The following is a 12,253-nucleotide window of genomic DNA, read 5'->3' on the forward strand; positions in this document are numbered from 1 at the left end:
ACGAAAGCTTGCAATTCTATCCGTAGCCACCGCCGTTGTCTTTAAGAATCAGGAGTGTAGTGCATGGAGTTCAGTGTAAAAAGCGGTAGCCCGGAGAAACAGCGGAGTGCCTGCATCGTCGTGGGCGTCTTTGAACCGCGTCGCCTCTCTCCGATTGCAGAACAGCTCGATAAGATAAGCGACGGTTATATTAGCGCACTGCTGCGCCGTGGCGAACTGGAAGGAAAACCGGGGCAGACGCTATTGTTGCACCATGTGCCGAACGTTTTGTCCGAGCGAATTCTCCTTATTGGTTGTGGCAAAGAGCGCGAACTTGATGAGCGCCAGTACAAGCAGGTCATTCAGAAAACCATCAATACACTGAATGATACTGGCTCAATGGAAGCCGTCTGCTTTCTGACCGAACTGCACGTCAAAGGTCGCAATAACTACTGGAAAGTGCGTCAGGCGGTCGAGACAGCCAAAGAGACGCTGTACAGTTTTGATCAACTGAAAACCAACAAAAGCGAACCGCGTCGTCCGCTGCGTAAAATGGTCTTCAACGTACCGACCCGCCGTGAGCTGACCAGCGGCGAACGCGCTATCCAGCACGGTCTGGCGATTGCCGCCGGTATCAAGGCAGCAAAAGATCTTGGCAATATGCCGCCGAACATCTGTAACGCCGGTTATCTGGCTTCGCAGGCGCGTCAACTGGCCGATTCCTACAGCAAAAACGTCATTACCCGCGTCATCGGCGAACAGCAGATGAAAGAGCTGGGCATGCACTCCTACCTTGCGGTGGGCAACGGTTCGCAAAACGAATCGCTGATGTCGGTTATCGAATACAAAGGCAATCCGTCCGAAGACGTACGCCCGATCGTACTGGTGGGTAAAGGGCTGACCTTTGACTCCGGCGGTATCTCCATCAAGCCTGCCGAAGGCATGGACGAGATGAAGTACGACATGTGCGGCGCGGCGGCAGTGTACGGCGTGATGCGCATGGTGGCGGAACTGCAGTTGCCGATTAACGTCATCGGCGTGCTGGCGGGCTGTGAAAACATGCCGGGCGGGCGAGCTTATCGTCCGGGCGACGTGTTGACCACCATGTCCGGCCAGACCGTTGAAGTGCTGAACACCGATGCCGAAGGCCGTCTGGTGCTGTGCGACGTGTTAACCTACGTTGAACGTTTTGAGCCAGAAGCGGTGATTGACGTGGCAACCCTGACTGGCGCCTGCGTGATTGCGCTGGGCCATCACATCACCGGTTTGATGTCGAACCATAATCCGCTGGCGCACGAGCTTATCAGCGCGTCCGAGCAGGCGGGTGACCGCGCATGGCGTCTGCCGCTGGGTGATGAGTTCCAGGAGCAACTGGAGTCCAACTTTGCGGATATGGCCAACATCGGCGGGCGTCCTGGCGGGGCGATCACCGCAGGCTGCTTCCTGTCGCGCTTTACCCGTAAATACAACTGGGCGCACCTGGACATCGCCGGTACCGCATGGCGTTCCGGCAAGGCGAAAGGCGCAACCGGTCGTCCGGTCGCGTTGCTGTCGCAGTTCCTGCTGAACCGCGCCGGGTTTAACGGCGAAGAGTAAGTTTGTTTGCCGGATGGCGCTGCGCTTATCCGGCCTACAAGCCGTAATTTGTCGATGAATGAAATACGATTGTAGGCCTGATAAGGCGCGTTAGCGTCGCCATCAGGCAATAAGGCCGGGTCATCCGGCTTTGCATTTAAATCCACAACAAGAAGCCCCATATATGAAGAATGCAACGTTCTACCTTCTGGACAACGACACCCACGTCGATGGCTTAAGCGCCGTCGAACAACTGGTGTGCGACGTTGCCGCAGAACGTTGGCGCAGTGGCAAGCGCGTGCTGATTGCCTGTGAAGATGAGCAGCAGGCCATTCGTCTGGATGAAGCGCTGTGGGCAAGACCGGCTGACCGTTTTGTTCCGCATAATCTGGCGGGTGAAGGCCCGAGAGGCGGCGCGCCGGTTGAAATTGCCTGGCCGCAAAAACGCAACAGTAGCCCGCGGGATATCTTGATCAGCCTGCGAACAAACTTTGCAGATTTTGCCACCGCTTTCACAGAAGTGATAGACTTTGTACCTTACGAAGATTCTCTGAAACAACTGGCACGTGAACGCTACAAAGCCTACCGCGTGGCTGGTTTTAACCTGAATACGGCAACCTGGAAATAATGGAAAAGACATACAACCCACAAGATATCGAACAGCCGCTTTACGAGCACTGGGAACAGCAGGGCTACTTCAAGCCAAACGGTGATGAAAGTAAAGAATCCTTCTGCATCATGATCCCGCCGCCGAACGTCACCGGCAGTTTGCATATGGGTCACGCCTTCCAGCAAACCATCATGGATACCATGATCCGCTACCAGCGCATGCAGGGTAAAAACACCCTCTGGCAGGCGGGGACCGACCATGCCGGTATCGCCACCCAGATGGTGGTTGAGCGCAAGATTGCCGCTGAAGAAGGTAAAACCCGTCACGATTACGGACGCGATGCGTTCATCGACAAAATCTGGCAGTGGAAAGCGGAATCCGGCGGCACCATTACCCGTCAGATGCGCCGCCTCGGTAACTCCGTGGACTGGGAGCGCGAGCGCTTCACCATGGACGAAGGTCTTTCCAATGCCGTGAAAGAAGTCTTCGTACGCCTCTACAAAGAAGACCTGATTTACCGTGGCAAGCGCCTGGTCAACTGGGATCCGAAACTGCGCACCGCCATCTCTGACCTGGAAGTGGAAAACCGCGAGTCCAAAGGCTCAATGTGGCATATCCGCTATCCACTGGCCGATGGCGCAAAAACCGCCGACGGTAAAGATTATCTGGTGGTTGCGACGACCCGCCCGGAAACCCTGCTGGGCGATACCGGCGTGGCCGTAAACCCGGAAGATCCGCGTTATAAAGATCTGATTGGCAAATTCGTGGTGCTGCCGCTGGTAAACCGCCGCATTCCGATTGTGGGCGATGAACACGCCGATATGGAAAAAGGCACCGGCTGCGTGAAAATCACCCCGGCGCACGACTTTAACGACTATGAAGTCGGTAAACGTCACGCCCTGCCAATGATCAACATTCTGACCTTTGACGGCGATATCCGTGAAAGCGCTCAGGTCTTTGATACCAAAGGCGAAGAATCTGACGTCTACGCCAGCGACATCCCGGCGGAGTTCCAGAATCTGGAGCGCTTTGCCGCCCGTAAAGCGGTGGTAGCTGCCGTTGACGCGCTCGGCCTGCTCGAAGAAATTAAACCGCACGATCTGACCGTTCCTTACGGCGACCGTGGCGGCGTGGTTATCGAACCGATGCTGACCGACCAGTGGTACGTGCGTGCTGACGTGCTGGCGAAACCGGCGGTTGAAGCGGTTGAGAATGGCGACATTCAGTTCGTGCCGAAGCAGTACGAAAACATGTACTTCTCCTGGATGCGCGATATTCAGGACTGGTGTATCTCCCGTCAACTGTGGTGGGGTCACCGTATCCCGGCGTGGTACGACGAAGCGGGCAACGTCTACGTGGGTCGCACCGAAGATGAAGTCCGTCAGGAAAACAACCTGAGTGCCGACGTTGCGCTCCGTCAGGACGAAGACGTTCTCGACACCTGGTTCTCCTCCGCGCTGTGGACTTTCTCCACTCTCGGCTGGCCGGAAAACACCGACGCCCTGCGTCAGTTCCACCCATCCAGCGTGATGGTCTCCGGCTTCGACATCATCTTCTTCTGGATTGCCCGCATGATCATGATGACCATGCACTTCATCAAAGATGAAAACGGCAAGCCGCAGGTTCCGTTCCATACCGTCTACATGACCGGTCTGATTCGTGACGACGAAGGCCAGAAGATGTCCAAATCCAAGGGTAACGTCATTGACCCGCTGGATATGGTCGACGGTATTTCCCTGGCAGACCTGCTGGAGAAACGTACCGGCAACATGATGCAGCCGCAGCTAGCAGAGAAAATCCGTAAGCGCACCGAGAAGCAGTTTCCGGATGGCATCGAACCGCACGGCACCGACGCCCTGCGTTTCACGCTGGCGGCACTGGCCTCTACCGGTCGCGATATCAACTGGGATATGAAGCGCCTGGAAGGTTACCGTAACTTCTGTAACAAGCTGTGGAACGCCAGCCGTTTTGTGCTGATGAACACCGAAGATCAGGATTGCGGCTTCAACGGCGGCGAAATGACCCTGTCGCTGGCAGACCGCTGGATTCTGGCGGAGTTTAACCAGACCATCAAAGCGTACCGCGAAGCGCTGGATAACTACCGCTTCGATATCGCTGCAGGCATCCTGTACGAGTTCACCTGGAACCAGTTCTGCGACTGGTATCTGGAGCTGACCAAGCCGGTGATGAACGGCGGTTCTGAGTCTGAACTGCGCGGCACCCGCCACACGCTGGTGACCGTACTGGAAGGTCTGCTGCGCCTCGCGCACCCGATCATCCCGTTCATCACGGAAACCATCTGGCAGCGCGTGAAAGTGATTTGCGGTATCACCGCTGACACCATCATGCTGCAGCCGTTCCCGCAGTACGATGCGTCTCAGGTTGATGAAGCAGCGGCTTCTGACACCGAGTGGCTGAAACAGGCCATCATTGCGGTACGTAATATTCGCGCAGAAATGAACATCGCCCCGGGTAAACCGCTGGAGCTGCTGCTGCGCGGTTGCAGCAAGGACGCGGAGCGTCGTGTGAACGACAACCGTAGCTTCCTGCTGAACCTGGCGCGTCTGGAGAGCATCACAGTGCTGCCAGCCGATGATAAAGGCCCGGTATCGGTAACCAAAATCATCGACGGCGCTGAGTTGCTGATCCCGATGGCTGGCCTCATCAACAAAGAAGATGAGCTGGCGCGTCTGGCGAAAGAAGTGGCGAAAATCGAAGGCGAAATCAGCCGCATCGAAAATAAACTGTCTAACGAAGGCTTTGTGGCGCGCGCACCGGAAGCGGTGATTGCCAAAGAGCGTGAGAAGCTGGACGGTTACGCGGAAGCGAAAGCGAAACTGGTTGAGCAGCAGGCGGTTATCGCCGCGCTGTGATCGTGATGGTATGACGGAAAAGCCGGAGATTTCTCCGGCTTTTTTTTACTCAGATAAATGGCATCGCGGGTACAACACCACGACAAAGCAAAGCGAAGAACCCTTTGTCAGGTTGTTCTTCAGAATCCGCCAGGTCAATAGCATCCAAATCACCGATAACAACCGTATTGTTTGCCAGATAGCGAATGAAGCGAATTTTTGCCCAGGGATAAGCCAGACCCATCGTCACAGCAGAAACGATGGCCAACACCAGAATTTGCGTCAGCATTCCAATAAAGGTCATTGATGAATGAAAGCGCACCCCCTCGCCCAATTGCAAACCATTAATAAAAATATTGCGCAGGGACGTCATAATAAACGTTGCCGACAAAATAATACCGACAAAATAAAGCAGATAACCAACGATAATTTCTACCAGATAGTGTGACATGATTGCTGACTTTGCCGCTTCATCAAGCCCACCGGTCGCCGCAGCAACCATCAAATCCATATACAGCGGCCAGATTAATTTCCCGATAACAATAATAAAGGGAAGCAAAATGAGCATCGACAGCATACAGGCTATAATGCAACGCTTAATGGAAAGCGTGATGGAAAATAAATGGAGACCAAAACGCGCATTATTCCCCAGCAGTTGCATCCATTTACCATAGCTGATGCCATTGATAATCCCCATCAGCAGCAAACCCGCGACCGTGACGATAACCCCATGAACAATCAACCCGGTCATGTCAGAAGGCGTACCTAACATCGCATTGAAGACAAAAATCACTATCGCACTGGCCAGCAACATCAACACTGGTAAGCCCAGCAGCACCCACATCGCTTGCCCTGAAGCGCACTGAAAACCAAAACGCACATTATTGAGCGATGTCATCATCGCCTGATAACGCACGCCCTTCACTATCATCAACGGCATCAGAATCACGAAAGCCAGCATCGGGAGCGCAGAGAGCATCGGATTAATCATGTCGCACACAATACTGGCCAGCAAAAAGAAAAGTCCCAGCAAAAATAAACTGCAAAAAATAGCCCCGCCGGTCACATCATATTTAAAGCGAGCGCCATTCAGTTCCATATTCTCATAAATATAACGACGACTTTTGACAAAAGCCCACGGCAAATAAACACCCAGCGTAATAATTATCAGCAGCATGTTAACCAGGCAAATGAGGAAAAACCTTCCGACGTTACCGTGAAAAACAAAACGGTGCTGCGCACCTGTATCCCTAACCATACTCATAAATCTCCATTTTATTTTTAAATATAACACCAATGAATAACAAACAATTTTGATTAACTGATTACCTAGTATGAGCGCCGTTGAAGTTAACCACAACATCAGGAATTCCTGGAATCGGATCTTGCACCCAACGTTTGAGAGTGGTATTAAATGAAAATAATGAATAGAGATTTTATATTGAGCAATTAAATGAATGCAGCCCCAGTCCAGTCATTGTCCTTGCGCACCCTTACGCTTGGGGATAATGCCGCCATTGCCAGCGTCATCCGCACAGTCTCTGCCGAATACGGTCTGACCGCCGACAAAGGCTACACCGTTGCCGATCCGAATTTAGATGAGCTCTTTCAACTCTACAGCCAGTCAGGCCATGCCTATTGGGTGCTCGAGCAGGAGGGGAAAATTGTGGGCGGCGGCGGCATTGCGCCACTCTCCTGTAGCGAGCCGGATATTTGTGAATTGCAGAAGATGTATTTCCTGCCTTCTGCCCGCGGCAAAGGGATGGCGAAAAAGCTGGCGCTGATGGCGCTCGATCACGCCCGTGCGCAGGGTTTTAAGCGTTGTTATCTGGAAACCACTGCCTTTCTGAAAGAAGCGATTGCGCTGTATGAACATCTCGGCTTTGAGCATATCGACGGGCCGCTTGGCTGCACCGGCCATGTCGATTGCGAAGTGCGAATGCTGAAAGTGCTATAATGTTTCCCTCTCCTCAGGGAGAGGGGATTCCACTGTGAAAGCGAAACTCGTCGTCCGGCGAGGTGATTAACGCCGCCTCCACTTCACCAAAGAAGCGCACGCGCGGCGTAATATCCGCTTTTGACACCTGCTGCGCCAGCGCCAGGTAATCCTGATAGTGACGCGCCTCTGAACGCAGCAGCGAGAGATAAAATTTCTGCAACGGCTCATCGAGAAAGGGAGCCAGCGCGGCAAAACGCTCGCAGGAACGCGCTTCGATATACGCCCCGCAAATCAGCTTATCAATCAGCGTCAGCGGTTCGTGGGTACGCACCTCTTTCAGCATCCCTTTGGCATAGCGACTGGCGGTGATCTTCACATACGGGATCTGGCGCGCGGTCATGGCCTCGCGCACCTGCCAGAAGTGATGCAACTCCTCTTTGATAAGCAGCACCATACTGTCGATCAACGCCTGCCCCCACGGATCGTCCGTCTGCGGCATCGCGCTTTTGCCTATCTGCTTATGCAGGGCGACGAAATCGGGCTCCGGCCCTTCGCGGAAGGCAAACGCTTCGTAGGGCTGTAACCAGGCGAGCAACGCATCAGCGCCTTGTTTATCCGCAACATATTTACGCACCAGCAGCATCGCCGTTTGCGCGGCTTTCAGCTCACACACCAGGTGGTCAGTTAACAGCAGCGGGAGATTCGCCGGATCGCGGGCTTTATCGAGCCACGCCGTTGGCGTTGGGCATTGCAGAAAAGAGAGAACCGGGGAGAGTATTTGCGGGTAATCCATTGGCAACCTATCATTAAGGTACGACAGCAGGCGCTGTCGTACCGTATAGCATCTGGAACTTAGTGGCGCACACCGTCGTCGTCTTCGTCGACGAAATCTTCATCGTCGCCGTCTTCGCCGTTAGGGTCTTCAAAGTAGGTTCCCCAGCCGTCGTAGTCCACTTCAAACTTCTCTGCCAGATTCATCAGTTGCTCTACCTGAGCATCTATTATCTCAGCGTTCAGCGCGCATTCGCTGAGGATATCGCAGCAAATGACGGTATCGCCCTCTTCCACTTCCAGCTCTTCCGGCTCGGTCACTTCATAGCCGAGTTTGAACGCTTCGACCGCGGCTTTCTCCAGCGTTTCGAAGTCATCTGCGGAAAGGTGATGCTCAATGGTGTACAGCGCGTCGGGATCGCTGCCATCCTCGAGTAATTCTTCAATAATCAAGCGCGTCTCTTCACGCTGCTCTTCCAGTAGTTCCGGGTTTGCCATGGCTGATTCCTCATAATGTCCTGCCGATACTCTTATTGTCACATACCGCTGACATTGCCTCCACCTTTCCAGCAAAGATTTGTTAAACAGGGTTGCAAATGAATAACCATCCATATAAATTGAATTTATATTCAACAAGTGGTCTTAACCATGTGAGGGAACCATGTCTGCGTTATATCAGAAGCATTTCTTGAAGTTGCTTGATTTCACCTCCGCTGAACTTACCACTCTGCTGCAACTCGCCGCGCAGCTAAAAGCCGATAAAAAAAACGGTAGCGAAACGCCAAAACTGACCGGTAAAAATATCGCGCTCATCTTCGAAAAAGACTCGACCCGTACCCGATGCTCTTTCGAAGTTGCCGCATACGATCAAGGCGCCCGCGTGACTTACCTCGGCCCCAGCGGCAGCCAGATTGGCCATAAAGAATCGATCAAAGATACCGCGCGCGTGCTGGGGCGCATCTACGACGGCATCCAGTATCGCGGCTACGGCCAGGATATTGTCGAAACACTGGCGGCGTATGCTGGCGTGCCGGTGTGGAACGGCCTGACCAATGAATTTCACCCGACGCAATTACTGGCTGATCTGCTGACCATGCAGGAGCATCTGCCGGGCAAAGCGTTCAATGAAATGACGCTGGTGTATGCAGGCGATGCGCGCAACAACATGGGCAATTCGATGCTGGAAGCGGCGGCATTAACGGGGCTGAATCTACGCCTGGTTGCGCCAACGTCCTGCTGGCCGGAAGCGTCCCTTGTGGCGGAATGCAAGGCGATGGCGCAGAAAAACGGCGGTGATATCACACTGACCGAAGAGATTGCGGCAGGCGTAAAAGGCGCTGACTTTATCTATACCGATGTGTGGGTGTCGATGGGGGAAGCCAAAGAGAAGTGGGCAGAACGTATCGCGCTGCTACGTGAATATCAGGTGAATAGCGCGATGATGGCGCTGACCGATAACCCGCAGGTGAAATTCCTCCACTGCCTGCCCGCGTTCCACGATGACCAGACCACCCTCGGTAAGAAAATGGCACAGGAGTATGGTTTGCATGGCGGTATGGAAGTCACCGATGAAGTATTTGAGTCTCCGGCAAGCATTGTCTTTGATCAGGCTGAAAACCGTATGCACACCATCAAAGCGGTCATGGTGGCGACGTTAAGCCAGTAAGTTGAGTTGCCGGATGGCGCTGTGCCATCCGGCAAATGTGGGGAAATTATGCCACCAGCATCTTCACGACAGCCTTACGCACTGTCGCTGGTGTGCCCACCGCGCACAGCGGCTTATGCACTTCACCCGGATAAAACACCACGAAATCACCTTCGCTCAGCACGACGGTTTTTTCCTCAATGCCTTCGGGCAAAAATGCAATGTCTTTGTCCGCCAGCCAGTCCGTCTCCGGCGTACCCGCAGGTAGCGTACTGAACGTCATCCCTTCCTGTCCCTTTAACACGATCTGAATATCGAGGTAACGGGCGTGGAATTCGGCACGGCGCTTCTCAAACGGTTCCGTCATATCTTCTGAGATCAGATAGAACAGGCGGCTGCCGTCGATATCATGCTTACCCTTTTCGGTCGCATCCGTCACGTTTGCTTTGATATATTCAATCGCCTGGCGCAGTTCTTCCGGCAGCCAGGATTGCAGATTGTGGATATTACCTGTGATCATCCTACACCCCATTAATTAAAACGTCGTTTCATTTTAGTGGTTATACGGAAAAATCGACTGCCACACCATTGCTATTTCATCATATTTTGCGACAGCGCATGTTTTTCGTGGCGATCGGTAGTCGCGCCAGCAACGAATAAAAATGCAGTAAAAACGCCATTCCACTCACCTCAATCGTTTTCTTTATTAAAATTGTGCATTAATCGCTTGATCCCATAACGGAGCTGAGTATAATCGCGGACAATTTGCCGGGAGGAAGTATGGTCCAGTGTGTTCGACATTCTGTCTTACCGCGTCTGAAAACAGGCGCCGGACTGCCGTTTTTCTTTCCGTTGCTCACCTATTCCCAGCCCCTCAATTGAGGGGCTTTTTTTTTGCCCAGGCGTCAGGAGATAAACATGGCTAACCCGCTATATCAAAAACACATCATTTCCATAAACGACCTTAGTCGCGATGACCTCAGTCTGGTCCTGGCGACCGCGGCGAAATTAAAAACCAACCCACAGCCGGAGCTGCTGAAGCACAAAGTGATCGCCAGTTGTTTCTTTGAGGCGTCAACCCGTACCCGCTTGTCATTCGAAACCTCAATGCACCGTCTGGGCGCCAGCGTGGTCGGATTCTCCGACAGCAGCAACACCTCGCTGGGTAAAAAGGGCGAGACGCTGGCGGACACCATTTCCGTTATCAGTACCTACGTTGACGCTATCGTCATGCGCCACCCGCAGGAAGGCGCGGCGCGTCTGGCCACCGAGTTTTCCGGCAACGTACCGGTCTTGAATGCGGGTGATGGCTCTAACCAGCATCCGACTCAAACGTTGCTGGATTTGTTCACCATTCAGGAGACACAAGGCCGCCTGGATAACCTGAACATCGCGATGGTTGGCGACCTGAAATATGGCCGTACCGTACACTCTCTGACGCAGGCGCTGGCAAAGTTTGAAGGTAATCGCTTCTACTTTATCGCCCCGGATGCGCTGGCCATGCCGCAGTACATTCTCGATATGCTCGATGAGAAAGGCATTGCCTGGAGTCTGCACGGCAACTTCGAAGAGGTGATGGCTGAGGTGGATATTCTGTATATGACCCGCGTACAGAAAGAGCGCCTGGACCCCTCTGAATACGCCAACGTCAAAGCGCAGTTTGTCCTGCGCGCCAGCGACCTGAACGGCGCGCGTGAAAACATGAAGGTTCTGCACCCGCTGCCGCGTATTGATGAGATAACCACTGACGTCGACAAAACACCGCACGCCTGGTATTTCCAGCAGGCTGGGAACGGCATTTTCGCTCGCCAGGCGTTACTGGCACTGGTTCTGAATCGCGATCTGGCACTGTAAGGGGAAAAGAGATGACACACGATAACAAACTTCAGGTTGAAGCAATCAAACGCGGCACCGTGATTGACCACATTCCCGCTCAGGTCGGTTTTAAGCTACTGACCCTGTTCAAGCTGACCGAAACTGACCAGCGCATCACCATCGGCCTTAACCTGCCGTCTGGCGAAATGGGCCGCAAAGACCTTATCAAAATCGAGAACACGTTTCTGACCGATGAGCAGGTAAACCAACTCTCGCTGTACGCCCCGCAAGCCACCGTGAATCGCATTGATGATTATGACGTTGTGGGCAAATCCCGCCCCAGTCTGCCGGAGCGTATTGAAAGCGTACTGGTCTGCCCGAACAGCAACTGCATCAGCCATGCAGAACCGGTTTCTTCCAGTTTTTCAGTGAAAAAACGCGTAGACGACATTGCACTCAAATGCAAATACTGTGAAAAAGAGTTTTCTCATTATGTGGTGCTCGCCAACTAATTGGGGTTGGTTATGGATTCCCGGCTCCCTATAATGACCGGGACATGAGGCTGCATCCCTCAAGTGGCTTGAGGCAGCCTCAATTACCGCTGTAATTCAGGAGATATCATGAGCAAAACTATCGCGACGGAAAATGCACCAGCAGCAATCGGCCCATATGTTCAGGGCGTAGACCTGGGCAGCATGATCATCACTTCCGGTCAGATCCCGGTTGATCCAAAAACCGGCAGCGTACCGGAAGACGTGTCCGCTCAGGCGCGTCAGTCGCTGGATAACGTAAAAGCTATCGTCGAAGCGGCAGGCCTGAAAGTAGGCGACATCGTTAAAACCACCGTGTTCGTCAAAGATCTGAACGACTTTGCCACCGTGAACGCCACGTACGAAGCGTTCTTCACTGAGCACAATGCCACCTTCCCTGCGCGTTCTTGCGTCGAAGTGGCACGTCTGCCGAAAGACGTGAAGATTGAAATCGAAGCGATTGCCGTTCGTCGCTAAGCGATAAAAATCCGGGCGCTAATGCCCGGATTACGATTGCCGGATGGCGCTAACACTCCG

Annotated in this window: 13 protein-coding genes and 1 pseudogene; 9 read left to right on the forward strand and 5 right to left on the reverse strand. The window is 53.4% G+C overall.

Annotated elements, in window-relative coordinates:
• The first annotated feature begins 63 nt into the window (after positions 1-63).
• From pepA to valS, 3 genes are all read left to right on the forward strand, one after another.
• The gene (pepA, locus tag ACO7SM_RS19080; RefSeq protein WP_192610898.1) at positions 64-1,575 is read left to right on the forward strand and encodes a leucyl aminopeptidase; all 1,512 of its coding nucleotides are present in this window, start codon (positions 64-66) and stop codon (positions 1,573-1,575) included.
• A 163-nt stretch (positions 1,576-1,738) separates the two neighbouring features.
• On the forward strand, positions 1,739-2,182 hold the full coding sequence (holC, locus tag ACO7SM_RS19085; protein WP_490468814.1) for a DNA polymerase III subunit chi: 444 nt from the start codon (positions 1,739-1,741) through the stop codon (positions 2,180-2,182).
• Positions 2,182-5,037: a valine--tRNA ligase gene (valS, locus tag ACO7SM_RS19090; RefSeq protein WP_490468815.1), complete on the forward strand. Its 2,856-nt coding sequence runs from the start codon at positions 2,182-2,184 to the stop codon at positions 5,035-5,037. Before holC ends, valS begins: the two co-directional genes overlap by 1 nt.
• Positions 5,038-5,086: 49 nt before the next feature.
• On the opposite strand, the gene ACO7SM_RS19095 is transcribed toward valS, so the two are convergent.
• A complete protein-coding gene (locus tag ACO7SM_RS19095; protein WP_490468816.1) occupies positions 5,087-6,193 on the reverse strand; it encodes a YjgN family protein in 1,107 nt (368 codons plus the stop codon).
• A 276-nt stretch (positions 6,194-6,469) separates the two neighbouring features.
• On the opposite strand from ACO7SM_RS19095, the gene ACO7SM_RS19100 reads away from it, so the two are divergent.
• Positions 6,470-6,973, forward strand: a complete 504-nt coding sequence (locus ACO7SM_RS19100; protein WP_490468817.1) for a GNAT family N-acetyltransferase — start codon at positions 6,470-6,472, stop codon at positions 6,971-6,973.
• A 13-nt stretch (positions 6,974-6,986) separates the two neighbouring features.
• Here ACO7SM_RS19100 and miaE read toward each other — a convergent pair whose 3' ends face one another.
• Together miaE and rraB are read right to left on the reverse strand one after the other, a co-directional pair.
• Positions 6,987-7,748 (reverse strand): tRNA isopentenyl-2-thiomethyl-A-37 hydroxylase MiaE, encoded by a 762-nt coding sequence (gene miaE, locus ACO7SM_RS19105; RefSeq protein ID WP_490468818.1) that lies wholly within the window; start codon positions 7,746-7,748, stop codon positions 6,987-6,989.
• A gap of 59 nt (positions 7,749-7,807) precedes the next feature.
• On the reverse strand, positions 7,808-8,224 hold the full coding sequence (gene rraB / locus ACO7SM_RS19110; protein ID WP_490468819.1) for a ribonuclease E inhibitor RraB: 417 nt from the start codon (positions 8,222-8,224) through the stop codon (positions 7,808-7,810).
• A 163-nt stretch (positions 8,225-8,387) separates the two neighbouring features.
• Between rraB and argF the strand changes: the two genes are divergently transcribed.
• Positions 8,388-9,392 carry an ornithine carbamoyltransferase gene (gene argF, locus ACO7SM_RS19115; protein WP_490468820.1) on the forward strand — a complete coding sequence of 335 codons (1,005 nt, stop codon included), beginning with the start codon at positions 8,388-8,390 and terminating at the stop codon, positions 9,390-9,392.
• 46 nt (positions 9,393-9,438) lie between these two features.
• Here the strand turns inward: argF and ACO7SM_RS19120 are convergent, their stop codons facing one another.
• Positions 9,439-9,891, reverse strand: coding sequence for a YhcH/YjgK/YiaL family protein (locus tag ACO7SM_RS19120; RefSeq protein ID WP_490468821.1), 453 nt, complete (start codon positions 9,889-9,891; stop codon positions 9,439-9,441).
• Positions 9,892-10,082: 191 nt separating this feature from the next.
• A pseudogene (locus tag ACO7SM_RS19125) lies at positions 10,083-10,172 on the reverse strand (hypothetical protein); the annotation flags it as partial.
• Between ACO7SM_RS19125 and pyrL the strand changes: the two are divergent.
• The 4 genes from pyrL to ridA all read left to right on the forward strand — a co-directional run bounded on the left by pyrL (position 10,152) and on the right by ridA (position 12,193).
• Entirely contained in the window at positions 10,152-10,253 is a 102-nt protein-coding gene (pyrL, locus tag ACO7SM_RS19130) for a pyr operon leader peptide (protein ID WP_490468822.1), read from the forward strand. The pseudogene ACO7SM_RS19125 and the gene pyrL overlap by 21 nt on opposite strands.
• 36 nt (positions 10,254-10,289) lie before the next feature.
• The gene (pyrB, locus tag ACO7SM_RS19135; protein WP_490468823.1) at positions 10,290-11,225 is read left to right on the forward strand and encodes an aspartate carbamoyltransferase; all 936 of its coding nucleotides are present in this window, start codon (positions 10,290-10,292) and stop codon (positions 11,223-11,225) included.
• An 11-nt stretch (positions 11,226-11,236) separates the two neighbouring features.
• Entirely contained in the window at positions 11,237-11,698 is a 462-nt protein-coding gene (gene pyrI / locus ACO7SM_RS19140; protein ID WP_192610888.1) for an aspartate carbamoyltransferase regulatory subunit, read from the forward strand.
• A 108-nt stretch (positions 11,699-11,806) separates the two neighbouring features.
• Complete coding sequence (gene ridA / locus ACO7SM_RS19145; RefSeq protein WP_000047540.1) at positions 11,807-12,193, forward strand: 2-iminobutanoate/2-iminopropanoate deaminase; 387 nt, start codon at positions 11,807-11,809, stop codon at positions 12,191-12,193.
• The last annotated feature ends 60 nt before the right edge of the window (positions 12,194-12,253 follow it).

The sequence above is a fragment of the Citrobacter sp. LJND-P06 genome, assembly GCF_058188415.1.

Excerpts from the sequence above, each read along its gene's own strand:
- pyrI (WP_192610888.1), top strand. The coding sequence starts at position 11,237 with ATGACACACGATAACAAACTTCAGGTTGAAGCAATCAAACGCGGCACC.
- holC (WP_490468814.1), top strand. The coding sequence starts at position 1,739 with ATGAAGAATGCAACGTTCTACCTTCTGGACAACGACACCCACGTCGAT.
- pyrB (WP_490468823.1), top strand. The coding sequence starts at position 10,290 with ATGGCTAACCCGCTATATCAAAAACACATCATTTCCATAAACGACCTT.
- miaE (WP_490468818.1), bottom strand. The coding sequence starts at position 7,748 with ATGGATTACCCGCAAATACTCTCCCCGGTTCTCTCTTTTCTGCAATGC.
- ACO7SM_RS19095 (WP_490468816.1), bottom strand. The coding sequence starts at position 6,193 with ATGCTGCTGATAATTATTACGCTGGGTGTTTATTTGCCGTGGGCTTTT.
- rraB (WP_490468819.1), bottom strand. The coding sequence starts at position 8,224 with ATGGCAAACCCGGAACTACTGGAAGAGCAGCGTGAAGAGACGCGCTTG.
- valS (WP_490468815.1), top strand. The coding sequence starts at position 2,182 with ATGGAAAAGACATACAACCCACAAGATATCGAACAGCCGCTTTACGAG.
- pepA (WP_192610898.1), top strand. The coding sequence starts at position 64 with ATGGAGTTCAGTGTAAAAAGCGGTAGCCCGGAGAAACAGCGGAGTGCC.
- argF (WP_490468820.1), top strand. The coding sequence starts at position 8,388 with ATGTCTGCGTTATATCAGAAGCATTTCTTGAAGTTGCTTGATTTCACC.
- ACO7SM_RS19120 (WP_490468821.1), bottom strand. The coding sequence starts at position 9,891 with ATGATCACAGGTAATATCCACAATCTGCAATCCTGGCTGCCGGAAGAA.
- ACO7SM_RS19100 (WP_490468817.1), top strand. The coding sequence starts at position 6,470 with ATGAATGCAGCCCCAGTCCAGTCATTGTCCTTGCGCACCCTTACGCTT.
- ridA (WP_000047540.1), top strand. The coding sequence starts at position 11,807 with ATGAGCAAAACTATCGCGACGGAAAATGCACCAGCAGCAATCGGCCCA.
- pyrL (WP_490468822.1), top strand. The coding sequence starts at position 10,152 with ATGGTCCAGTGTGTTCGACATTCTGTCTTACCGCGTCTGAAAACAGGC.